This window comes from Pseudomonas farris (assembly GCF_019145235.1).
Taxonomy (GTDB): domain Bacteria; phylum Pseudomonadota; class Gammaproteobacteria; order Pseudomonadales; family Pseudomonadaceae; genus Aquipseudomonas; species Aquipseudomonas farris.
Genome location: NZ_JAHSTV010000011.1, coordinates 1 through 23016, shown reverse-complemented (window position 1 = coordinate 23016; position 23016 = coordinate 1). Strand labels below are relative to the sequence as shown.

The following is a 23016-nucleotide window of genomic DNA, read 5'->3' as shown; positions in this document are numbered from 1 at the left end:
GGTTACTTCCTGAAAGGGTTGGGTATTGAGTAGCCCTTATAGCTACCATCATCGTAGACGGGGGTGACGCCCACGATGTCGTGATTTTTTATTCCTCCTGGGAACGCTATTTCAACCTCACGCCGATGTGGTGACATCATGCCCAGTTCTTTATTTACATCGATACCGCGAATGTTTTTCAGCACATATATATAGCCGTCGGCAAGACCGTACCCTGTGGCAAACTTTTTTGCCTCTTTTTCGTTTGTCGTAGTGCTGACAAAGTAACTGGGAGGGCTTCTGTTATCTGATGCATGCAAAAACAGATCTGTACTTTCTCCCAAGGGTTCAAATCCTGCCTCAAAAATTTCCCATGGTTCTCGGTCGTCACCACGGTACAAATAATAGTTCTCTTGTTTTGGATTTGGGGGGCCGGGCTCCCCCTCATCAACCCCCACCTTACCCGCCGGATCCTCATCCCCAAACGACGGCTTCTTACATCCATCGCCTCCAGGACAATCACTCAACCCCAACGGATCAACCCAACCCACCGGATTGCGCGTGTACTGATAGCCGTTTAACCCACCCACCAACTTGCTCGGGTCCGGCGTCAGGTACCGTCCGACATCCGGATTGTAGTAGCGATGCCGGTTGTAGTGCAGGCCGGTTTCCGCGTCGAAATACTGCCCTTGAAAGCGCAGCGGTTGATCGAGGACCTGGTGGGTGTCGCGGTTGAGGCGGGTGAGGCGGCCATAGGCGGTGTATCGGGCGGCCCAGATGATGTCGCCGCTGTAGTCGGTGAGTTCTTGCGGTGTGCCGAGGTGGTCGAGTTGGTAGTAGAACGGGCAGGCCTGGCGCGGGCCTTTGCCGTCGAGCATGGCCAGCGGGCGGAAGGTGCCGGGTTCGTAGATGTAGCTTCGATGGTAATCCTGGCTGTGTTCGGCGACGAGGTGGTCGCCTTGCCAGAAGAACTCGGTGGCTTTGCCATCGACGGATTTGCTGATACGGCGGCCGAAGGCGTCGTAGCGGTAAGTGGCTTGGCTACCGTTGGGCAGGGTGGCGCCGATCAACCGGTGCTGGCAGTCGTAGCGGTATTCGGTGACGAGTTTTTGCGCGGTGCCGCGGCGTTCGCGAATCAGGTTGCCGAAGGCGTCGTAGTCGTAATGCCGGTCGCCTTGCATCAGCAGGCGATTACCCAGCACCTTCGCAACGCCAGGGCGATCCTGCATCAGCAGGTTGCCCGCTGGGTCGTGGGCGAAGCTTTCCGGCGATTGGTCACGGGAATGGCGGACGCGGGTCAGGCGGTCGAGCGAGTCGTACTGGTAGCTGCGCTGGCCGTGGCGGGTATCGGCGATATGGTCGAGATTGCCGTTGGCGCTGTAGGCATAGTCGCGACGGTACAGCGGATGTTGATATTGGCTAACGGCATGGGCTTTCAGGCCGCCCTGGTCGTCGTAGGTGTATTCGCTGAGCAGCAGACCCTGTTGGCGGGTTTGTTCGCGACCGAAGGCAAACTGGTGCGTGGTGAGGCGTGTGCCGTTGAGGTCAATGGCCGTCAGCGCGCCGCCCTTGGCGTGGTGATAATCGAGTTTGCTGTTGTCCGGCAGGCGCAGGCGCTTGAGTTGGCCACAGGCGTCGTAGGCATAACGTAGCGTGCCCCAGCCCTGATGCTCGGTGATCAGGCGGTCCTGCTGGTCGTAGTCGAATTCCAGCGGATGATCGTGGCCATCGTCGACACTGGTCAGTCGGCCGAGGCGGTCGTAGCGGTACTTGACCTTGACGCCATCGGGCAGGGTCTTGACCAACAGACGTCCAGCCGAGTCCCGCTGATAGCCGGTGATCAGCTGCGAGCCGTCGTCGCCGAACTCGGCTTTCTCCAGCAGGTGGCCGTTGAGGTCGTAGCTGTAAGCGGTGCGGCGGCCGTCGAAGCCGGTTTCCTGTCGGATCAGGCCGCTGGGCGTGTAGTCCAGGCGATACTTTTCACCGGATTCGTTTTCGATTTCCGTGAGCAGCAGCTGCGCGTTGTCGTAGCGATATTTGAGCTGGGTGCCGTCTGGGTTGATCCGGCGGCTGACCAGGTGCAAATCGTCGGCGTATTCATAGCGAGTGACGCGGCCCAGCTCATCGCGTTCGGCGGTAATCTTGCCGTAGGCGTTGTAACTAAAGGCGCGGCTGGCCCCGGTAGGCAAAGTCGTCTGAACCAGTCGGCCGACGGCATCCCATTGGTACTGGGTGAGCGCACTGTGTTCGTCCTGACGGGTCGTCTGCCGGCCTAGCGCGTCGTAGGAAAAGCGCCGCTGGCCACCGTCCGGCAAGGTCTCTTCGAGTAGTTGTCCCAGCCCGTTCCGGATGAAGACATGTCGGCTGGTGTCCGGGTAGCGGATCGACAGCAAACGTCCCTGAGGGTCGTAGTGGTAATGAGTGACCTGGCCGTCGGGATCGGTCGCTTCGGTGACATCCCCCTGTGCATTGCGCCGATATTTCCACACCGCTTTGCCGCGATAGCGCGCATGCAGGAAACCGTTGCGGTATTCGTAGGATGTTGGCTCGTCTTCCGGCGGAATCAGCGCCACCAACCTTCCGACTTCGTCGTAGCGGTATTCGGTGACAGCCCCGAGCGGATCCTGCTCGGCCACCAAGCGGCCCTGCTCGTCATAGGCCTTGAGGTGTTCGCCACCGTTCAGTTCAACCTTGCGCACCAGCCGCGCCCGGTCGTCGTGGACGTAAACCTCTTGGCTGCCATCGATGTTCTGGACGGTCACGCTGCCCTGGTCATCCCAGACATAACGCGTGTCCATCTGCGCAAACGATGCCCAATGCCGCACACAGCGCGCCGACTTGCCAGAGCGTTCCCATTCCCAGAAGAAACTCGCGCCACCGGCCAGTTGCCGCTGCAGAATCACATGCTGGTCGTCGTAGTCGTAGCGCTCGCTTTCACCCGCGGCGTTGGTTGCTTCGATCAAGCGTTGGCGGGCGTCATAGCGATAGAAAACCAGCGTTTGCTCTGTATGCCAGGCTTCACCCACGGCATCGGTGGGATGAAACGACTGATATTCAATGGCGACGAGGTGCCTGCGTTCGTAGCAAAACAGCAGCGAACGACCGGCGCCGTTATCGAGGCGTTGAATGCGATCCTGACGGTCGCGGGTGATGCGCAGTCGGTTGTCGTAAGCGTCGCTGATCGCCGTGAGACGACCGTTATGAAAGTGATAGAAACGTGCGTCATCGCCGGCCTGGACGAGGATCAATTCTTCGGGGGCATCGCCGAGATAAATCGCCGCCCGCGACAGGCTGTTGTGGATCACCGGGCGCTCGACGCTCGGTAGCGGAAACGTCGTACGACGGTTTTCGTGGTCGATCCAGACGACCTGTTCATCGCCCAGCTCCAACCGATGCGCCAGCGAATGGCTCCAGCCCCAACCCAGCCCGCAATCGATCTCCACCGCGCTGGTTCGGTACAACCGGGTGAAGGCAAACGGCATCAGCCCATCCAGCGAACCGTCGGTCAGGGTCAGCAGTTCTTCGCCGCTGACCATCGACACCGGACAGCCGTTGGTCGCGGTCCTATCCGCCGCATCTGCACTGTCGCCGTTAGGGGTTTTCGCCTGACTCGATGCATCGTCGTGAGGTTCGTGTCGCCCCAGCCGGGTCATGGCGTCGGATTTGTCGCGAGCAATGGCAACCGGATTGTTCACCCGCACAACCGGTGAGTCGCCGGCGCTGATCTGCAGCGGAACCGATGGTGCCGGTTTCAGTGGTGCATTGCGCGCGTTGACCACGAGCGGTTTGAGTGCGCCAGCGTGGGCTGTCAGGTCAGATTTGGCCGTCAGTTCGGCCAGCCGCAAACTGGCCCCCGCCAACCACTGCCGAGCCTGCTGGGACTTGATCTTGTCCAATACTCTGGCGCTCATGCCGAGCTTCAGGCCCGTAGGGCCGGTGAGGCGTACCAGCAGGAAACTGATCAATAGTTCTGTACGAATTTGCGCCACGACTTCGGCGATGTACTGCGGCGGCAACATCCTCAGCCAACTGGTAAAGGCCGCGAGATGGATGAACATCAACGGCTCATCGCTCAACATCAGCAACACATTGGCGATGGCTTCAGCCGAGGCGTTCAGCAGCGTCTCAAGCTCGCCCAGGGTCAGGTACTCAAGGAGTTTTTCGCTGTTGGTTTGCAGGTCTGCCAGCAGGGCGTAGACCTGCTTCACGTCATCCCACAAACCGTGCAGCGAACGCTCGAAGCCGCGCCAGTCGGCCTGTTGCAGCATGCCGTAGCGCTGGGTGAACCCAGCCTCGGAAAAACCTGCCCATAAAGGCTTGAATTCGCTCGTCCATTCGTTACGCAACCAGCCTTCCAGCTCGCCGATCACGTCCTGATAAGAGGCATAGAGTGCTTTGACGTGCTCAGCGCAAACATTGGGAAAGAAGGTGATGCGATAGCGCTGGCCGCGCCAGCAGTCGGGGATTTCGAGGATGCCGCTGGGGCCAATGGTTTCGTGGACGGGCTCACCGAACGTCAGTTCACCATTACGCTGCGAGATAACCGGTTCGAGCATCACCGGCGTATTGCCGATCGGCACGAAACGCGCGGTCTCAAACAGGTGCACCAGGGTCAACGGACCGCTGGCGGGGCACATGGCGAGCGTCGAACTGACAGGGGCGGTGGAGTCCTTCGGTGCGCTGAGCCGGACTTCATTGCCGACTTTGAATACCTGCTCGACGTTCAGCGCCCCACCGGTCCAGAAGTTTTCCGCCCAGGCGTCGTAGTCGTTGAGGCAAAGTCGAAAATCACCGAGCAGCGCTTCGACGTCCGGCTGCTCGGGGTTCATGGTGGCGACCACCAGCAGGCCGATGGCATTGTTCAAGGCCAGGACCTTGTCAGGTTCGAACATTCGCAGTCCCTCGCGCTGATTAATCTGGAGCGCAAGACTTTGCGGGGGATCAACGAGGAAAGAAGTCGGGAAAGGAGGTGTTTGGTGTAGGGCAAGTCGCTAAATCATCGCGGGCGTCTCGACACAGTTTTTTGTATCCCCCAGGCATTGCCCGTTGCTCTCTGCCAACCGCGCTCGCTATGCTGCTGAACCCTTTAATCCATCACGGATCCGGTCGTGCCTTAGCCGCTCCTGGGATGTCATGAGAAAACGGATCAGATGCGATGAATGCACCCTTGGATGAGTTCGGCCCGATCAAGGCCGTGATTTTCGACATGGACGGCTTGTTGCTGGACACCGAGGGCATTTACACCGAGGTCACGTCCATCATTGCCGGACGTTATGGTCGGACCTTCGACTGGAGCGTCAAACAGAACATCATCGGTCGTGGCGCGGGTGATCTGGCGCGCTATGTGGTCGAGGCGCTGGACCTGCCGATTACAGCCGAAGAGTTTCTGGTGATCCGCGAACCGCTGATGCGCGAGCGTTTTCCGACGGCGCTGGCGATGCCTGGCGCAGAGGAGCTGGTTCGGCACTTGAAGGCCAACAACATTCCTATTGCGGTGGGCACCAGTTCTTCACGTCAGTCGTTCGGCCAGAAAACCACCTTGCACCGCGACTGGTTCGCGCTGTTCGACTTCATCGTCACCGCGGATGACCCGGAAGTGGGCGCGGCCAAACCGGCGCCGGATATCTTCCTGACGGCGGCACGGCGCCTGGGTGTCGCGCCTGAGGATTGCCTGGTGTTCGAGGATTCACCGTTCGGCGTCACCGCAGCGAAAGCGGCGGGGATGACGGCGATTGCGATCCCGGATGCGGCGATGGCCGACGAAAAGTACGCACACGCCGATGGCATTCTTCGTACGTTGAAGGCGTTCAAGCCCAGTGCATGTGGCCTGCCGGCACTCGATTGGGCTTAATGCCGATAAATGTGGGAGCGGGCTTGCTCGCGAAGAGGGCGTGTCAGGCAACAGTAATGTCGACTGATACGACGCCTTCGCGAGCAAGCCCGCTCCCACAAGTGACCTGTATCAGGCGCCGAAACCACCGTCGATGGTCAGGCTGGCACCGGTGATGTAGCCGGCTTCGGGGCCGACAAGGTAGGCGACAAAGCTGGCAATTTCTTCCACTTTGCCGTAACGACCCACAGCCATCAGCGGGATCAGGCTTTCAGCGAAGTCACCGCTGGCGGGGTTCATGTCGGTGTCGACCGGGCCCGGTTGTACGTTGTTGATGGTGATACCCCGTGGGCCGAGGTCCCGAGCCAAACCTTTGGTCAGGCCGACCAGCGCCGATTTGCTCATGGCGTACGGGCCACCACCGGCGAAGGGCATGCGCTCGGCATTGGTGCTGCCGATGTTAATGATGCGACCGCCTTCGGTCATATGTTTGGCCGCTTCCTGGGTGGCGATGAATACGCTGCGTACGTTGATCGCCAGGGTGTGGTCGAAGTCTTCGAGTTTGAAGTCTTCCAGTGGTGCAACGGCCAAAACGCCTGCGTTGTTGACCAGGATGTCCAGGCGACCGAAGGCTTCGACGGTGGCATTAACGGCATTGCGAATCGCGACGGCATCGGCGCTGTCGGCCTTGATGGCCAAGGCTTTGCCGCCAGCGCTGGTGATGCTGTTTTGCAACTCTTCTGCTTTGGCGGTGGAGCTGACGTAAGTGAAGGCGACGGTAGCGCCTTCGGCGGCCAGGCGTTTGACGATGGCAGCACCGATGCCGCGTGAACCGCCTTGAATCAGAGCTACTTTACCGCTGAGGTGTTGAGTGGTCATGTCGATCTCCAGAAATTCAAGGCGGGCTGCCTTGTTGTTGGAGTCGAGTATCGGCCTCGCATTACCCTGGGGGTAGACCGTCATTGCTATAGTCTGTGTAAACCAAAAGTTTATAGTGGCGCTTATGGAAACCTTCAGCAGTATCGAATGCTTCGTGCGTAGCGCCGAGGTTGGCAGCTTCGCCGAAGCGGCGCGGCGCTTGAGCCTGACGCCGGCGGCGGTGGGCAAGAGCGTCGCCAAGCTGGAGGCGCGACTCGGTGTGCGGCTGTTCCAGCGCAGCACGCGCAGCCTGACGCTGACTGAAGCCGGCCAGTTGTTTCTCGGCGAAGTCAGCGCCAGCCTGCACACGATTCAGAATGCCGTGGCCAACCTGGCCAGCGCCGAAGGACGTCCGGCAGGCACGCTCAAGGTCAGTATGGGGACGGTGTTCGGGCGTTTGTACATCGTGCCGTTGCTGGGAGAGTTTCTGCGGCGCTTTCCGGCGATCAACCCGGACTGGCATTTCGATAACCGTCAGGTCGACTTGATCGGCCAGGGTTTCGATGCGGCGATTGGTGGCGGATTCGAACTGCCTCAGGGTGTGGTGGCGCGAAAGCTGACGCCCGCCCATCGGGTGTTGGTGGCTTCAGCCGAGTACCTGGCGGGCCACGAGGCGATCATCGAGCCCGACGACCTCAAACACCACGATGGCATCTTGATACGCTCGCCGCAGACGGGGCGCGTGCGTTCCTGGCAGTTGACCAGTCGCGCCCGGCAACACAGCCCGCTGACGCTCAAGGCGCGGATGACCATGAGCGATTCGGAAGCCGCCTGCGCCACGGCGGCTCAGGGGTTGGGCATTGCGTTGGTGAGCATGCCGTTTGCCGTGGGCTATCTGGATGCCGGAACGTTGCAGCGGGTGTTGCCTGACTGGTATGTCGACGACGGCAACATCTCCATCTATTACGCCGAACACAAATTGCTGCCGGGCAAGACCCGGGCGTTTGTCGATTTCATTATTGAGCAGTTTGCGGGGCAGGGGTTGGGGCAGCGGTTTAGTGCTCTGTGAGTCTGATTTAGAACCGAGGTGCGGCCTTCGCGGGCAAGCCACGCTCCCACAGGTTTTGTGTCGTTTACATCATTACGATACGACCACAAAACCCTGTGGGAGCGTGGCTTGCCCGCGATGAACGATAGCGCGGTCCAAGACAGTGATTTTTTAAGCTTTTGATTTGCTGATGATGTTCCCGGCATGCAGCCCGCATTCTTTCTGCGTGGCTTCTTCCCACCACCAACGACCTTCGCGCTCGTGCTGGTTCGGCAATACCGGGCGGGTGCAAGGCTCGCAGCCGATGCTGATGAAGCCGCGCTCATGCAGGCTGTTGTACGGCAACTCCAGCATGCGGATGTAGCCCCAGATCTCTTCGCTGGTCATTTGCGCCAGCGGATTGAATTTGTACAGAGTGCGTTCCGGGGTGGAGAACGCGGTATCGACTTCCAGCACCGCGACCGCGCTGCGGGTGCCCGGGCTCTGGTCCCGACGCTGGCCGGTGGCCCACGCAGTCACGCCCGACAGCTTGCGACGCAACGGCTCGATCTTGCGGATGCCGCAGCACTCGCCATGGCCGTCCTTGTAGAAACTGAACAGGCCCTTTTCCTTCACGAAAGGTTCGAGCTTGGTGTAGTCCGGCGATACCACTTCGATATCGATCTTGTAGTGCTCGCGCACCTGTTCGATAAAGCGGTAGGTCTCGGGGTGCAAGCGGCCGGTGTCGAGACTAAACACTTTGACGTTCTTGTTCAGCTTCCAGGCCATGTCCACCAGCACCACATCCTCGGCGCCGCTGAAAGATATCCACAGATCATCGCCGAACTCGGCGAACGCGAGTTTCAGGATGTCCTGGGCGGATTTGTTGGCATAGGTCGTGGCGAGTTCCACGACATCGAACGATGGGCTCATCAGGGCGGCTTCCTACAGGTCGGTGGCGCTGGGCGCTCTATATATGCCTGATGGTAACAAAATCCTGCGGCGGCTGGTGCGCCCTCTGCGTTGCACAGAGGAGGGCGAGTCGCTAGAGTTCGGCAGTCCTTTTGCTCGCTCGACTCAATAAACAGTACAAAATGGGAGTGTCTTGTGGAAATTGCCTGTCTGGATCTTGAAGGTGTGCTGGTCCCGGAAATCTGGATCGCCTTTGCCGAAAAAACCGGGATCGACTCCCTCAGGGCCACCACTCGGGACATCCCCGACTACGACGTGTTGATGAAGCAGCGTCTGCGCATTCTCGACGAGCACGGCCTGAAGCTTTCCGACATCCAGGAAGTGATCGCGACGCTCAAGCCTCTGGAAGGCGCGAGCGAATTCGTCGACTGGCTGCGTGAGCGTTTTCAGGTGGTGATTCTGTCGGACACCTTTTACGAATTCTCCCAACCGCTGATGCGTCAACTGGGCTTCCCAACCTTGCTTTGCCATCGTCTGATTACCGACGATGCCGGTCGGGTCACGGGCTATCAGTTGCGTCAGAAAGATCCCAAGCGTCAGTCGGTGTTGGCGTTCAAGAGCCTCTACTATCGGGTGATCGCGGCGGGGGATTCCTACAACGACACGACGATGCTGGGCGAGGCGGATGCCGGGATTCTGTTCCATGCGCCGGACAATGTGATTCGTGAGTTTCCACAGTTCCCGGCGGTGCACAGCTTTGCGGAGTTGAAGCAAGAGTTCATCAAGGCTTCGAATCGGGCGTTGAGTTTGTAGTCGTCAGGGATGGCCCCATCGCGGGCAAGCCCGCTCCCACAGGTTATGTGTCGATCAACACAAATCCTGCGGGAGCGGGTTTGCCCGCGAAGCTTTTAAAGGCCCCCCAAAGTATCGAGCAACACCTTCACCTTGGTTATCGATTCCTGATATTCCGCCTGCCAGTCCGAATCCGCGACGATCCCGCCGCCACCCCAGCAGCACACCTGCCCATCCTTGACCAGCAAACTGCGAATGGCGATGGAGCTGTCCATCTCGCCGCGCACGTCCAGGTACAGCAATGAACCGCAATACAACCCACGACGGGTCGGCTCTAGTTCATCAATGATCTGCATCGCGCGAATCTTTGGTGCGCCGGTAATCGAGCCGCCGGGGAAGCTGCCGGCGATCAAATCCAGCGCATCCTTGTCATCCGCCAGCTCGCCAGTAACGCTGCTCACCAGGTGATGCACGTTCGGATAGCTTTCCAGGCTGAACAACTCCGGCACCCGCACCGAGCCGATGCGGCAGGTGCGACCGAGGTCGTTGCGAAGCAAATCGACGATCATCAGGTTTTCCGCACGATCCTTGGGGCTGGCCAGCAGTTCGGCGGCGTTCGCCGCATCTTCAGCAGCTGTCAGGCCGCGGGGGCGGGTGCCTTTGATCGGGCGGGTTTCAACGTGGCGCTCGCTGACTTTGACGAAGCGCTCCGGCGACAGGCTCAGGACGGCGTCGCCGTCGGGCAGGCTCTGGAAGCCGGAAAACGGCGTCGGGCACGCCGCCCGCAGCGCGCAGTACGCGGCCCACGGATCACCCTGGCATTGCGCGCGAAAGCGCTGGGCGAAGTTGACCTGATAGCAGTCGCCGGCCTGGATGTACTGCTGAATGCGTTCGAAGGCTTGTCGATAGTCGTCAGCGCTCAGGTCGGCGCTCATCGGGCCGTCCAGTTTGAAAGGCTCGATCTTCTGAGGTGCAGGCTGCGTGAACAGTTCGATCAGCCGCTGTCGTTCGCTGTCGATCAACGCCGGGTGGAACACCAGTTGGCTGGTGGCCAAGTGGTGATCGCTGATCAGTGCCCAGTCGTACAGCCCGAAACGTGCGTCGGGCAATTGCAGATCGTCCCGTGCCTGACTCGGCAGGTTTTCCAGATGCCGGCCGAAGTCGTAGCTCAGATAACCGATCAGCCCGCCGGCGAAAGGCAGGTCGAAAGGAGCAGTGGCTTCGCCGAGTCGCGTCAGATTGTCGCGAAGGCGTTGCAGGAAATGGCTGCCGCTTTCATCCGGTAATACGGCCAGTTGCTCCAGCGGCCAGGCACTGAGCAGGTCATAACGCCCACGCTCGGCGCTAGGCCGGCCGCTGTCGAGCAGCACGGCACCGGGGGCATGACGAATCGCCGCGAAGTACTCGGCGGGGTTGGCGCGATAGGGCAGCGGGTGTACGGAACAGGTCAACATGGGCGGGGCAGATCAGCCATCGAGGCGGGGGAGCGATTGTAGTCCTCTGCAGGATTTGCTCCTAGAGGGGATGTCGGGGGATTGCAAATTGAGAGCTTTAGTGACTGTCAGTCAGCCATCGCGAGCAGGCTCGCTCCCACAGGGGTTAGCGCGGTCCTTGTGGGAGCGAGCCTGCTCGCGATGGCAGCACCTTGGTCTCGGATCAGCCCTCAACCGCAGGAATATGCCCAAACATTTCCTGAACGAACTCCACGCGCTCCTGCGCTGTTTCGATTATCCCGCGGGCCTGTAATTCTTCCAGTCGCGCTTCGACCGCGTGGGTACGCAAGGTCAATCCGCAATCGTTGGCGATTTGAATGTTCAACCCGGGCCGGGCGTTAAGCTCAAGAATCAGTGGCCCTTTCTCCTGGTCGAGCACCATGTCGACACCGATGTAACCCAGCCCGCACAGCTCAAAGCAGCCGGCAGCGAGCTTCATGAAACCGTCCCAGTAGGGCAGTTGCACGCCGTCCACTGCGTTGGTGGTGTCCGGATGTTTGTTGATGATGTTGTTCAGCCAGGTGCCGCGCAATGTCAGGCCTGTGGCCAGATCGACACCGACGCCGATGGCGCCCTGGTGCAGGTTGGCCTTGCCGCCGGACTGGCGGGTCGGCAGGCGCAACATGGCCATCACCGGATAGCCCATCAGCACGATTATGCGAATGTCCGGCACACCTTCATAGCTGATGCTTTTGAAGATCTGGTCCGGGGTCACTCGGTATTCGATCAGCGCGCGGTCACGGTGACCGCCGAGCGAGTACAGGCCGGTCAGGATGCTGGAAATCTGATGCTCGATTTCCTCGTGGCTGATGATCTTGCCCGACACCGTGCGATAGCGGCCCTCGAAGCGGTCGGCGATCACCAGAATGCCATCACCGCCAGCGCCCTGGGCCGGCTTGACCACGAAATCGGTACGCCCGCCGATGATCTCGCTGAGGTTGTCGATTTCCTTCTCGGTGGAGATCACGCCGTACAGCTCCGGCACGTGGATGCCGGCGGCGATGGCGCGCTCCTTGGTGATGATCTTGTCATCGACGATCGGGTACAGGCTGCGCTTGTTGTACTTGAGCACGTAGTCTGCGTTGCGCCGATTGATCCCCATGATGCCCCGGGCCTCCAGGGCTTTCCAGGTCTTCCAGAGACCGAACATCAGGCGTCAGCCTTCTTGAGGAAAGCCTTGAAGCGCACCAGTTCGGTCAGGCGGTAACCGCGATAGCGACCCATGGCCAGCATGAAGCCCACCAGGATCAGCAGAATCGCCGGGAAGGTGAACACGAAGTACACCAGCTCAGGCACGCTCATGATCAGGTGCGCCAAAGAAGCGGCGAACAGCGTGCCGATCGCCACTTTCATCGCGTGGCCACCACCGCGCTCTTCCCAGGTGATCGACAGTCGTTCGATGGTCATGGTCAGAATCACCATCGGGAACAGCGCCACCGACAACCCGCGTTCCAGGCCGAGTTTGTGACTGAACAGGCTGATAGCCGCGATCAGCACCACCACGAAGGTCAGCACCACCGATAGCCTCGGCAGCATTTGTAGCTTCAAGTGCTCAAGGTAGGAGCGCAGCGACAGCCCCAACGTCGTGATGATCGTAAACAGCACGATGCCGAAACCGAGCTGGGTTTCCCGGAAGGCGAGGGCGATCAGCACCGGGGTAAAGGTGCCGAGTGTCTGAATGCCGATCAGGTTGCGCAGGATCAGGATCACCAGCACGCCGATCGGAATCATCACCATGATCATGAAGGTCTGCTGGGTTTCCAGCGGCAGGCCGTACAGCGAGTAGTCGAGGAAGTTGGCGTCGGAGTTTTCGTCGGTCAGCTTGGCCAGGCGAATGGCGTTCATTTCGCTGTTGTTCAGGCTGAAAGTGACGTTGGCTTTTTTGCCGCCATCGACGGTGATCAGGTTCTCGTCGCCGGTCCACCACAGCAAGCGGTCGGTGGGCAGGCCCTGTTCGCCGGTTTCCGGGTTGAAGTACAGCCAGTCAGTGCCGTTGAAGCTGCGCAACCAGAGTTCAGGCATTTGCGGCTGATCGGCTACCAGGCGAATGGTGTGGACCTTTTCCACCGGCACGTGGGCGATGGACAGTACCAGTTCGACGATTTTGGCTTTGTTCACGGTGGACGGATCGCCGGCCAGCAGCAGTTTTACGTTGTCGTCGTTGAGGTTGTTGACCCGCTTGATGGCTTCGCCGATGAAGGTTTCGACGTCAGCCGAGTGTTGGCGGATCGGCGCGAGCAGGGCTTCGGCGGCGATTTTTTCCGGGCCTTCGACGGCGATGCTGTCGCGGAAGGTCGGGCCTTTGACCTTGGATTTTTCGCCGCTGTAGCGCTTGGTCAGCACCAGTCGGTAATAAAGAGTCTGGTTGCCCTTGGCCCGACGCGCCGACCAGGTGACCTTGCGGTTACCGTCGACACGGTTCACCGCCACGCCGTAATTATTGGAAATGAAACTCTCGTTGAGGCTCACGTAGTCGCGGCTCAGCGGCGGCACGAACATCTGGATCTTGATCGGATCCTTGGCGTTGGCGACGAACTCGACCTTGGCGTCGATGTTCCACAAGTCGTCGGTAGCGTCTTCGGTCACCGGGATTCCGAGCACGAAAATCTGATAGGCCGTAACTGAAATGCCCAGCACCACCAGGATGGCGATCAGCAGTTTCAGATGGAGGGTAAGAGAGCGCATTGGAATTACTCTGCGGTATGTGCGTCGGTGGCGCAGGCGGGTTTGCCAGCAGCGTATTTAAGACTGGGGTCGACCAGCGCATCGAAGCGTTTGAGCGCTTCGGAGCCGATCAAGAGCGGGTATTGGAAGGCACTGCGGTCGGTCAAGTTCACTTCGATGCTGCGTAAAGCCGAACCCATGCAGATATCCAGCTCGATGACCGGACGGGCGGTGTATTTTTTGCCTTCTTCCGGGTCGTAGTCACCGGCCCGGCGCTTGATCTTGCTGACACGGGCCAGCGGTCGTTCGATCGGGTGCGAATGCGCGGCGTCGATAGCCAGATAGAAGCGCACCCAGGATTCGCCATTGCGTTTGAAACGTTTGATGTCGCGGGCACTCAACGAAGCAGTTTTCGCCCCCGTGTCGAGTTTGGCGGCGACTTCCAGATTGATGCCGTCCAGCGAAGCGTACTCATTGAGGCCGTACACAGTCTTTTCCCCTGCTGCAGCGAAACCCGGCAGGCCAAAAAGACAAAGGAATGTGGTGAAGGGCTTGAGTCTCATAAATCCTGGTGCGCAGCGGTCCGTTCTTCAATTCAAGGCCCTGGCATTGCTGCACAAGCTCCCTCGTATGCCTATCTGTTTTTCATGACAGGCAATGCAGATGACAAGCAAATGCGGGCGGCATTCTAGCACGGTGGGTTTATGGCGCCAGCGCTGGCCGACGGCTATAACTTGAGGGGTTGCTTCCTTATGGTGCAGCGTGGTTATTAGTCGATTGTCGACAATATCGAATTATCCTTTGACGTAAGCGGCCATATTCGCTAGTTTTTGCGGCATTGGTTTTCAAGGTGTCGACAATATGCTGGATCAACTCGATCCCCCGGTCACAGTTCAGGACGACTCGGAAACACTTTCCGAAAACGTCTTCCGACGTATTCAGGCGGCCATCGTCAAAGGCGAGATCGCCCCGGGCAGCAAGATCTCAGAGCCCGAGCTGGCGCGCACCTACGGCATCAGCCGCGGGCCGCTGCGTGAGGCCATTCACCGTCTGGAAGGCCAGCGCCTGCTGGTTCGCGTGCCGCACGTCGGGGCGCGGGTGGTATCGCTGAGCCACGCCGAACTGCTGGAACTCTACGAAATTCGCGAATCCCTGGAAGGCATGGCGTGCCGTCTGGCGGCTGAACGCATGACGGTCGAAGAAATCGACGAACTGCGTCGGGTGCTGGAAACCCATGAGCGCGATGCGGCGTTTCAGGCCGGTGTCGGTTACTACCAGCAGGAAGGCGATTTCGACTTTCATTACCGGATCATCCAGGGCAGCGGCAACCGCACCCTGACCCAGATGCTGTGCGGTGAGCTCTATCAGCTGGTGCGCATGTACCGCATCCAGTTTTCCACCACGCCCAATCGGCCGCGCCAGGCGTTTGCCGAACACCACCGAATTCTCGATGCCATCGCCGACCGTGACGGTGAGTTGGCCGAGTTGTTGATGCGCCGTCACATCGGCGCCTCCAAACGCAATATCGCCCGTCACTACCAGGACGGCGCTAACCCGACAGCCACTGAACGAGGTGAGTCATGAGTTCCAACAAGAGCACTCCAGGCCAGCGTTTCCGCGATGCGGTCGCCAGCGAACATCCGCTGCAAGTGGTCGGCACGATCAACGCCAACCACGCACTGCTCGCCAAGCGCGCCGGTTTCAAGGCTATTTACCTGTCGGGTGGCGGGGTGGCTGCCGGCTCCCTCGGCGTGCCGGACCTGGGAATTACCGGTCTGGATGACGTGCTGACCGACGTGCGCCGCATCACTGACGTCTGCGACTTGCCACTGCTGGTGGACGTGGACACCGGTTTCGGTTCCTCGGCGTTCAACGTTGCCCGTACCGTGAAGTCGATGATCAAGTTTGGCGCGGCGGCGATTCACATCGAAGACCAGGTCGGCGCCAAGCGCTGCGGTCATCGTCCTAATAAGGAGATCGTCTCGCTGCAGGAAATGGTCGACCGCATCAAAGCGGCCGTCGATGCCCGCACCGACGACAGCTTCGTGATCATGGCCCGCACCGACGCCCTGGCGGTGGAAGGTCTGGAGTCTGCACTGGATCGCGCCGCCGCATGCATCGAAGCCGGCGCCGACATGATCTTCCCGGAAGCCATCACCGAGCTTGAGATGTACAAGCTGTTCGCCAGCCGCGTGAAAGCGCCGATCCTGGCCAACATCACCGAGTTCGGCGCGACGCCGCTGTACACCACCGAGCAGCTCGCCGCCGCCGACGTGTCGCTGGTGCTGTACCCGCTGTCGGCGTTCCGCGCGATGAACAAAGCCGCGGAAAACGTCTACACCGCGATCCGCCGCGACGGCACGCAGCAGAACGTCATCGACACCATGCAGACGCGCATGGAGCTGTACGATCGCATCGATTACCACACCTTCGAGCAGAAGCTCGATGCGTTGTTCGCGGCGAAGAAATAAAGATCAAGAGATCGCAGCGAGGCTGCGATCTTTCGGCATCACAAAGAACCTGATGAAACACAATTTGCCGATTCCCTGACAAATTCAAGAAAACTGGAGACAGCAATGGCCGAAGCAAAAGTACTCAGTGGCGCCGGGCTCCGTGGCCAGGTTGCCGGGCAAACCGCACTGTCCACCGTGGGCCAGTCGGGCGCAGGCCTGACCTATCGCGGCTATGACGTTCGCGACCTGGCGGCTGACGCACAATTTGAAGAAGTGGCTTACCTGCTGCTATACGGCGAGCTGCCAACCAAAGCGCAACTTGCTGCCTACACCGAGAAACTGAGCAAGCTGCGTGACCTGCCGCAAGCGCTGAAAGAAGTGCTGGAACGCATCCCCGCCGACGCCCATCCGATGGACGTGATGCGCACCGGTTGCTCGTTTCTGGGCAACATCGAGCCGGAGAGCGACTTCTCCGAGCAACACGACAAAACCGACCGCCTGTTGGCCGCGTTCCCGGCGATCATGTGCTACTGGTATCGCTTCAGTCACGACGGTAAACGCATCAATTGCGTGACCGACGAAGCCTGCATCGGCGGCCATTTCCTGCACTTGTTGCACGACAAGAAGCCGAGCGAATTGCACGTCAAGGTGATGAACGTTTCGCTGATCCTCTACGCGGAACACGAGTTCAACGCCTCGACCTTCACCGCCCGCGTGTGTGCCTCGACCCTGTCGGATTTGTATTCCTGCATCACGGCGGCCATCGGCTCCCTGCGCGGCCCGTTGCACGGTGGCGCCAACGAAGCGGCGATGGAAATGATCGAGCGCTTCTCGTCGCCTGAAGAGGCGGTCGAGGGCACCCTCGGCATGCTGGCGCGCAAGGACAAGATCATGGGCTTCGGCCACGCGATCTATAAGGACAACGATCCGCGCAACGAGGTGATCAAGGCCTGGTCGAAAAAACTCGCCGACGAAGTGGGCGACACGGTGCTGTTCCCGGTGTCCGAAGCCATCGACAAGACCATGTGGGAGCAAAAGAAACTGTTCCCGAACGCCGACTTCTACCATGCGTCGACGTACCACTTCATGGGCATTCCGACCAAGTTGTTCACGCCGATCTTCGTCTGCTCGCGCCTGACTGGTTGGGCGGCGCATGTGTTCGAGCAACGTGCCAACAACCGCATCATCCGCCCGAGCGCCGAATACGTCGGCGTCGAACAGCGCAAGTTCGTGCCAATCGAACAACGCTGACCGGGAGGGCTACCGCGCTGGTTACTGAATGAACCGGGAACCAGTGTGGGAGCGGGCTTGCTCGCGAAGACGGACTGACATCCAACATTGATGTCGACTGACACACCGCTTTCGCGAGCAAGCCCGCTCCCACATTTGACCGTGTTCACTTCGGGAGCTGCGCCAGGCGCCCACCCTTTGAAACCACCGTGACCGAGTCCTGACGATGAACACTGAATTCCGCAAACCGCTGCCCGGCAGCCATCTGGATTATTTCGACGTCCGCGCGGCGGTCGATGCCATTCAGCCTGGCGCCTACGACACCCTGCCGTACACCTCCCGCGTGCTGGCGGAAAACCTTGTGCGTCGCTGCGACCCGGCCACGCTCACCGAATCCCTCAAGCAATTCATCGAGCGCAAACGCGATCTCGATTTCCCGTGGTTCCCGGCCCGCGTGGTGTGCCACGACATTCTTGGCCAGACCGCCCTGGTCGACCTCGCCGGCCTGCGCGACGCCATCGCCCTGCAAGGTGGCGACCCGGCGCAAGTGAACCCGGTGGTGCCGACTCAGTTGATCGTCGATCACTCCCTGGCCGTTGAACGTGGTGGCTTCGATCCCGAGGCGTTTGAAAAGAACCGCGCCATCGAAGACCGTCGCAACGAAGACCGTTTTCACTTCATCAACTGGACCAAAAAAGCCTTCAAGAACGTCGACGTGATTCCGCCGGGCAACGGGATCATGCACCAGATCAACCTGGAGAAAATGTCGCCGGTGATTCAGGTGCGTGACGGCGTGGCCTTCCCCGATACCTGCGTCGGCACCGACAGTCACACCCCGCACGTCGATGCGCTGGGCGTGATCGCCATTGGTGTTGGTGGTCTGGAAGCGGAAAGCGTGATGCTCGGTCGCGCATCGTGGATGCGTCTGCCGGAAAGCGTCGGTGTCGAACTCACTGGCAAGTTGCAACCGGGCATCACCGCCACCGACATGGTGCTGGCGCTGACCGAATACCTGCGCAAACAAAAAGTCGTCGGCGCGTGGCTGGAGTTTTTCGGTGAAGGGGCTTCTGCTCTGACCTTGGGCGACCGTGCGACCATTTCCAACATGGCCCCGGAATACGGCGCCACGGCGGCAATGTTCTACATCGACCAGCAGACCATCGACTACCTGAAACTCACCGGCCGTGAAGACGAGCAAGTGCAGTTGGTCGAGAATTACGCCAAGCAGACCGGCCTCTGGGCTGACAGCCTGAAAGGTGCGCAATACGAGCGCGGGTTGAGCTTCGACCTGTCTTCGGTGGTGCGCAACATGGCCGGCCCGAGCAACCCGCACGCTCGTGTCGCCACATCCGATCTCGCGGCGCAAGGCATCTCCGGCCAGTGGGATGACGTGCCGGGCCAGATGCCGGACGGCGCGGTGATCATCGCCGCCATCACCAGTTGCACCAACACCAGCAACCCACGCAACGTCATTGCCGCAGGCCTGCTGGCGCGCAACGCCAACAAGCTCGGGCTGAGCCGCAAGCCATGGGTCAAATCCTCGCTGGCGCCGGGTTCGAAAACCGTGGCGCTGTATCTGGATGAAGCCGGGCTGACTAAAGAGTTGGAGCAACTCGGCTTCGGCGTCGTGGCCTTCGCCTGCACCACGTGCAACGGCATGTCCGGCGCGCTGGACCCGGTGATCCAGCAAGAAATCATCGACCGTGATCTGTACGCGACGGCCGTGCTGTCCGGTAACCGCAACTTCGACGGGCGGATTCACCCATACGCCAAAAACGCGTTCTTGGCTTCGCCGCCATTGGTGGTCGCTTACGCCATCGCCGGGACCATTCGTTTCGACATCGAAAAAGATGTGCTGGGCCTGGACGCGAACGGCAAGGAAATCCGCCTGAAAGACATCTGGCCGAGCGACGAAGAAATCGACGCGGTGGTCAAGGCATCGGTGAAACCGGAGCAGTTCCGCCAGGTGTACATCCCGATGTTCGCCATCCACGAAGACACTGGTCCGAAGGTTACGCCGCTGTATGACTGGCGCGAAATGAGCACCTACATCCGTCGTCCGCCGTACTGGGAAGGCGCGCTGGCCGGCGCTCGTCCGCTCAAAGGCATGCGCCCGCTGGCGGTGCTGCCGGACAACATCACCACCGATCACCTGTCGCCTTCCAACGCGATCATGCTCGACAGCGCCGCCGGTGAATATCTGGCGAAAATGGGCTTGCCGGAAGAAGACTTCAACTCCTACGCCACCCACCGCGGCGACCACTTGACTGCGCAGCGCGCGACGTTCGCCAACCCGAAACTGTTCAATGAAATGGTTCAGGAGAACGGCAAGGTCAAGCAGGGTTCCCTGGCGCGAGTCGAGCCGGAAGGCCAGGTCATGCGCATGTGGGAAGCCATCGAAACCTACATGGAACGCAAGCAGCCGCTGATCATCATCGCCGGCGCCGACTACGGTCAGGGTTCGTCCCGTGACTGGGCGGCCAAAGGCGTACGTCTGGCGGGTGTGGAAGCGATCGCCGCTGAAGGTTTCGAGCGCATCCACCGTACCAACCTGGTGGGCATGGGCGTGTTGCCGCTGGAGTTCAAACCGGGCACCGACCGTCACACCCTGGCCATCGACGGCAGCGAAACCTACGACGTGATCGGCGACCGCACCCCGCGTGCGACGCTGACGCTGGTGATCAATCGCAAGAATGGCGAACGCGTCGAAGTGCCGGTGACCTGCCGTCTCGACACCGCCGAAGAAGTGTCGATCTACGAGGCCGGCGGCGTGTTGCAGCGTTTCGCTCAGGACTTCCTCGAAGAATCGGCGGTCGCCGTTTAACACACGATATGCGGACACGGGATTTCAGGCCCGTGTCTGTCTATCTATAAGGAGCACCAATGGCTCACGCACCTCAGATCAAAATCCCCGCCACCTACATGCGCGGCGGCACCAGCAAAGGCGTGTTCTTCAGCCTGAAAGACCTGCCTGAAGCGGCACAGATTCCCGGCCCGGCTCGCGATGCGTTATTGCTGCGAGTGATCGGCAGTCCCGACCCATACGACAAGCAAATCGATGGCATGGGCGGTGCGACGTCCAGCACCAGCAAAACCGTGATCCTGTCGAAAAGCATCAAGGCCGATCATGACGTCGATTACCTGTTCGGTCAGGTCTCCATCGACAAGCCTTTCGTCGATTGGAGCGGCAACTGCGGCAACCTGTCGGCGGCGGTCGGTTCGTTCGCCATCAGTAATGGCCTGGTGGATGCCAGCCGCATTCCACACAACGGTGTGGCGGTGGTGCGCGTGTGGCAGGCCAACATCGGCAAGACCATCATCGCCCACGTGCCGATCACCAACGGTGAGGTCCAGGAAACCGGCGATTTCGAACTCGACGGCGTGACCTTTCCGGCGGCCGAAGTGCAGCTCGAATTCATGGACCCTGCGGCGGAAGAAGAGGGTGGCGGTGGTTCGATGTTCCCCACCGGCAATCTGGTGGATGACCTCGAAGTGCCGGGCGTCGGTACGCTCAGGGCGACCTTGATCAACGCCGGCATTCCGACCATTTTCATCAATGCCGAAGACATCGGCTACACCGGCACCGAATTGCAGGGCGCCATCAATGGCGACCTGAAGGCCCTGGCGATGTTCGAAACCATCCGCGCTTACGGCGCGTTGCGCATGGGGTTGATTCAGCACCTGGACGAAGCGGCCAAGCGTCAACACACCCCGAAGGTGGCGTTCGTCGCCAAGCCGGCGGATTACATTGCGTCCAGCGGCAAGGCGATTGCGGCCACCGACATTGACTTGCTGGTGCGTGCGCTGTCCATGGGCAAACTGCACCACGCGATGATGGGCACGGCGGCAGTGGCCATCGGCACGGCGGCGGCGATTTCCGGCACGTTGGTGAATCTGGCGGCAGGTGGCATCGAACGCAACGCGGTGCGCTTCGGTCATCCCTCCGGTACCTTGCGCGTGGGCGCCGAGGCCAGCCAGGTCAACGGTGAATGGACTGTGAACAAAGCCATCATGAGCCGCAGTGCGCGGGTGTTGATGGAAGGTTATGTTCGCGTGCCGGGGGATTCTTTCTAACCCCGACACTGAACCAATGTGGGAGCGGGCTTGCTCGCGAAGGCGGTGTATCAGGCAATATTGATTTCGACTGACGCTCCCTCTTCGCGAGCAAGCCCGCTCCCACAGTTAATTGCATTTCAATAACAAGAATGGCGTCACCAACTAAGATTGATCCTGAACCGAGGTCCCATCAGCGAACCACTGACCGAGTGAATCGAACATGAGCGCCAACGTCGACCTGAACAACCGCCCCGACTACGACACGGTCCTGCAGGACATCGCCGACTACGTCCTCAACTTCAAAATCGAATCGCCAGAGGCGCTGGATACCGCCCGCAATTGCCTGATGGACACCCTCGGCTGCGGTCTGCTGGCCCTGCGTTTTCCCGAATGCACCAAACACCTGGGACCTATCGTCGAAGGCACTGTCGTTCCCTTCGGTGCTCGCGTGCCGGGCACCAGTTATCGTCTTGATCCGGTCAAAGCCGCGTGGGATATCGGTTGCATCGTCCGCTGGCTCGATTACAACGACACCTGGCTCGCCGCCGAATGGGGTCATCCGTCCGATAACCTCGGCGCCATTCTTGCGGTGGCCGACCATCTGTCGCAAAAACACCTGGCCAATGGCGACGCACCGCTGACCCTTCGCGTGGTGTTGGAAGCGATGATCATGGCTCACGAGATTCAAGGCGTGATTGCCCTGGAAAACTCATTCAACCGCGTCGGCATCGACCACGTCATCCTGGTGAAAGTCGCCTCGACCGCCGTCACCGCCAAGCTCATGGGCGCCAATCGCGAGCAACTGCTATCGGCGTTGTCCCATGCCTTTGCCGATGGCCAGGCGTTGCGCACTTACCGGCATGCGCCAAATGCCGGGTCGCGCAAATCCTGGGCGGCAGGGGACGCGTCCAGCCGTGGTGTGCGTCTGGCGGACATTGCGATGCGTGGGGAGATGGGTGTTCCCGGTGTACTGACCGCCAAACAATGGGGGTTCTACGACGTACTGTTCAGCCACACCAACAATGACATGGCGCTCAAACCTGAAGACAAACGTGCCTTCAGCTTTTCCCGGCCGTTCGGCAGCTACGTGATGGAAAACGTGCTGTTCAAGATCAGCTTTCCCGCCGAGTTTCACGCGCAAACTGCGTGCGAAGCTGCCGTCACCCTGCATCCATTGGTCAGGAACCGCCTGCACGAGATCGACAGAATCGTCATCACCACCCACGAATCGGCGATCCGCATCATCTCCAAGGTCGGCCCGCTGGCCAACGCTGCGGACCGCGATCACTGCATCCAGTACATGACCGCCGTACCCCTGGTGTTCGGTAATCTGGTGGCCGAGCAATACGAAGACGACTTCCATGCCGTGCATCCCATTATTGATGTGCTGCGCGACAAAATGGTCATCGTCGAAGACCCGCGCTTCACCCGCGAATACCTGGAACCGGACAAACGCTCAATCGCCAATGCGGTGCAGGTGTTCTTCAAGGATGGCTCCAGCACCGAGAGCGTGGTGGTGGAATACCCGATCGGCCATCGCCGTCGCCGCGCCGATGGAATTCCGCTGCTGGAAGACAAATTCAAGACCAATCTGGCGACGCGCTTCACGGCTCAGCGCAGTGCCGAGATCTTTGCGTTGTGCAAGGACCAGGCGCGGCTTGAGGAGACGGCGGTGAACCGGTTTGTGGATTTGTTTGTGATCTAGGAGACCGAGTTATCGTT

The 23016-nt window shown here is 60.1% G+C and carries 16 protein-coding genes; 9 read left to right on the top strand and 7 right to left on the bottom strand.

The window, feature by feature from the left end:
• Window positions 1-2 precede the first annotated feature (2 nt).
• On the bottom strand, window positions 3-4871 hold the full coding sequence (locus KVG95_RS22165) for an RHS repeat-associated core domain-containing protein (RefSeq protein WP_217857968.1): 4869 nt from the start codon (window positions 4869-4871) through the stop codon (window positions 3-5).
• Between the two features lie 263 nt (window positions 4872-5134).
• Between KVG95_RS22165 and KVG95_RS22160 the strand changes: the two genes are divergently transcribed.
• Window positions 5135-5830 (top strand): HAD-IA family hydrolase, encoded by a 696-nt coding sequence (locus KVG95_RS22160; protein ID WP_217857967.1) that lies wholly within the window; start codon window positions 5135-5137, stop codon window positions 5828-5830.
• A 111-nt stretch (window positions 5831-5941) separates the two neighbouring features.
• Here the strand turns inward: KVG95_RS22160 and KVG95_RS22155 are convergent, their stop codons facing one another.
• Window positions 5942-6688: a 3-oxoacyl-ACP reductase family protein gene (locus tag KVG95_RS22155; RefSeq protein ID WP_217857966.1), complete on the bottom strand. Its 747-nt coding sequence runs from the start codon at window positions 6686-6688 to the stop codon at window positions 5942-5944.
• A gap of 124 nt (window positions 6689-6812) precedes the next feature.
• On the opposite strand from KVG95_RS22155, the gene KVG95_RS22150 reads away from it, so the two are divergent.
• The gene (locus KVG95_RS22150) at window positions 6813-7736 is read left to right on the top strand and encodes a LysR family transcriptional regulator (protein ID WP_217857965.1); all 924 of its coding nucleotides are present in this window, start codon (window positions 6813-6815) and stop codon (window positions 7734-7736) included.
• A gap of 150 nt (window positions 7737-7886) precedes the next feature.
• Here KVG95_RS22150 and KVG95_RS22145 read toward each other — a convergent pair whose 3' ends face one another.
• The gene (locus KVG95_RS22145) at window positions 7887-8627 is read right to left on the bottom strand and encodes a phosphoadenylyl-sulfate reductase (protein ID WP_217857964.1); all 741 of its coding nucleotides are present in this window, start codon (window positions 8625-8627) and stop codon (window positions 7887-7889) included.
• Window positions 8628-8801: 174 nt separating this feature from the next.
• Between KVG95_RS22145 and thrH the strand changes: the two genes are divergently transcribed.
• The gene (gene thrH / locus KVG95_RS22140) at window positions 8802-9419 is read left to right on the top strand and encodes a bifunctional phosphoserine phosphatase/homoserine phosphotransferase ThrH (RefSeq protein ID WP_008074130.1); all 618 of its coding nucleotides are present in this window, start codon (window positions 8802-8804) and stop codon (window positions 9417-9419) included.
• A 95-nt stretch (window positions 9420-9514) separates the two neighbouring features.
• Here thrH and pabB read toward each other — a convergent pair whose 3' ends face one another.
• The 4 genes from pabB to rloA form a co-directional block, all read right to left on the bottom strand.
• Complete coding sequence (gene pabB, locus KVG95_RS22135) at window positions 9515-10852, bottom strand: aminodeoxychorismate synthase component I (RefSeq protein WP_217857963.1); 1338 nt, start codon at window positions 10850-10852, stop codon at window positions 9515-9517.
• Window positions 10853-11054: 202 nt separating this feature from the next.
• Window positions 11055-12041 carry an alpha-L-glutamate ligase-like protein gene (locus tag KVG95_RS22130; protein ID WP_217857962.1) on the bottom strand — a complete coding sequence of 329 codons (987 nt, stop codon included), beginning with the start codon at window positions 12039-12041 and terminating at the stop codon, window positions 11055-11057.
• Window positions 12041-13576, bottom strand: a complete 1536-nt coding sequence (rloB, locus tag KVG95_RS22125) for an osmotic stress tolerance membrane protein RloB (RefSeq protein WP_217857961.1) — start codon at window positions 13574-13576, stop codon at window positions 12041-12043. Before rloB ends, KVG95_RS22130 begins: the two co-directional genes overlap by 1 nt.
• Before the next feature lie 5 nt (window positions 13577-13581).
• Window positions 13582-14118, bottom strand: a complete 537-nt coding sequence (gene rloA / locus KVG95_RS22120) for a retropepsin-like aspartic peptidase RloA (RefSeq protein WP_007902103.1) — start codon at window positions 14116-14118, stop codon at window positions 13582-13584.
• A 298-nt stretch (window positions 14119-14416) separates the two neighbouring features.
• On the opposite strand from rloA, the gene KVG95_RS22115 reads away from it, so the two are divergent.
• From KVG95_RS22115 to prpD, 6 genes are all read left to right on the top strand, one after another.
• Window positions 14417-15139, top strand: a complete 723-nt coding sequence (locus KVG95_RS22115; protein ID WP_007902102.1) for a GntR family transcriptional regulator — start codon at window positions 14417-14419, stop codon at window positions 15137-15139.
• Window positions 15136-16026, top strand: a complete 891-nt coding sequence (prpB, locus tag KVG95_RS22110) for a methylisocitrate lyase (RefSeq protein WP_123720825.1) — start codon at window positions 15136-15138, stop codon at window positions 16024-16026. Before KVG95_RS22115 ends, prpB begins: the two co-directional genes overlap by 4 nt.
• Window positions 16027-16131: 105 nt before the next feature.
• Window positions 16132-17259: a bifunctional 2-methylcitrate synthase/citrate synthase gene (gene prpC, locus KVG95_RS22105; RefSeq protein WP_217857960.1), complete on the top strand. Its 1128-nt coding sequence runs from the start codon at window positions 16132-16134 to the stop codon at window positions 17257-17259.
• A 205-nt stretch (window positions 17260-17464) separates the two neighbouring features.
• Window positions 17465-20062, top strand: coding sequence for a Fe/S-dependent 2-methylisocitrate dehydratase AcnD (gene acnD, locus KVG95_RS22100; protein WP_217857959.1), 2598 nt, complete (start codon window positions 17465-17467; stop codon window positions 20060-20062).
• A gap of 59 nt (window positions 20063-20121) precedes the next feature.
• The gene (gene prpF, locus KVG95_RS22095; RefSeq protein ID WP_052965402.1) at window positions 20122-21312 is read left to right on the top strand and encodes a 2-methylaconitate cis-trans isomerase PrpF; all 1191 of its coding nucleotides are present in this window, start codon (window positions 20122-20124) and stop codon (window positions 21310-21312) included.
• A 202-nt stretch (window positions 21313-21514) separates the two neighbouring features.
• Window positions 21515-22999: a 2-methylcitrate dehydratase gene (prpD, locus tag KVG95_RS22090; RefSeq protein WP_217857958.1), complete on the top strand. Its 1485-nt coding sequence runs from the start codon at window positions 21515-21517 to the stop codon at window positions 22997-22999.
• The last annotated feature ends 17 nt before the right edge of the window (window positions 23000-23016 follow it).

Excerpts from the sequence above, each read along its gene's own strand:
- KVG95_RS22165 (WP_217857968.1), bottom strand. The coding sequence starts at position 4,871 with ATGTTCGAACCTGACAAGGTCCTGGCCTTGAACAATGCCATCGGCCTG.
- KVG95_RS22160 (WP_217857967.1), top strand. The coding sequence starts at position 5,135 with ATGAATGCACCCTTGGATGAGTTCGGCCCGATCAAGGCCGTGATTTTC.
- KVG95_RS22155 (WP_217857966.1), bottom strand. The coding sequence starts at position 6,688 with ATGACCACTCAACACCTCAGCGGTAAAGTAGCTCTGATTCAAGGCGGT.
- KVG95_RS22150 (WP_217857965.1), top strand. The coding sequence starts at position 6,813 with ATGGAAACCTTCAGCAGTATCGAATGCTTCGTGCGTAGCGCCGAGGTT.
- KVG95_RS22145 (WP_217857964.1), bottom strand. The coding sequence starts at position 8,627 with ATGAGCCCATCGTTCGATGTCGTGGAACTCGCCACGACCTATGCCAAC.
- pabB (WP_217857963.1), bottom strand. The coding sequence starts at position 10,852 with ATGTTGACCTGTTCCGTACACCCGCTGCCCTATCGCGCCAACCCCGCC.
- KVG95_RS22130 (WP_217857962.1), bottom strand. The coding sequence starts at position 12,041 with ATGTTCGGTCTCTGGAAGACCTGGAAAGCCCTGGAGGCCCGGGGCATC.
- rloB (WP_217857961.1), bottom strand. The coding sequence starts at position 13,576 with ATGCGCTCTCTTACCCTCCATCTGAAACTGCTGATCGCCATCCTGGTG.
- rloA (WP_007902103.1), bottom strand. The coding sequence starts at position 14,118 with ATGAGACTCAAGCCCTTCACCACATTCCTTTGTCTTTTTGGCCTGCCG.
- KVG95_RS22115 (WP_007902102.1), top strand. The coding sequence starts at position 14,417 with ATGCTGGATCAACTCGATCCCCCGGTCACAGTTCAGGACGACTCGGAA.
- prpB (WP_123720825.1), top strand. The coding sequence starts at position 15,136 with ATGAGTTCCAACAAGAGCACTCCAGGCCAGCGTTTCCGCGATGCGGTC.
- prpC (WP_217857960.1), top strand. The coding sequence starts at position 16,132 with ATGGCCGAAGCAAAAGTACTCAGTGGCGCCGGGCTCCGTGGCCAGGTT.
- acnD (WP_217857959.1), top strand. The coding sequence starts at position 17,465 with ATGAACACTGAATTCCGCAAACCGCTGCCCGGCAGCCATCTGGATTAT.
- prpF (WP_052965402.1), top strand. The coding sequence starts at position 20,122 with ATGGCTCACGCACCTCAGATCAAAATCCCCGCCACCTACATGCGCGGC.
- prpD (WP_217857958.1), top strand. The coding sequence starts at position 21,515 with ATGAGCGCCAACGTCGACCTGAACAACCGCCCCGACTACGACACGGTC.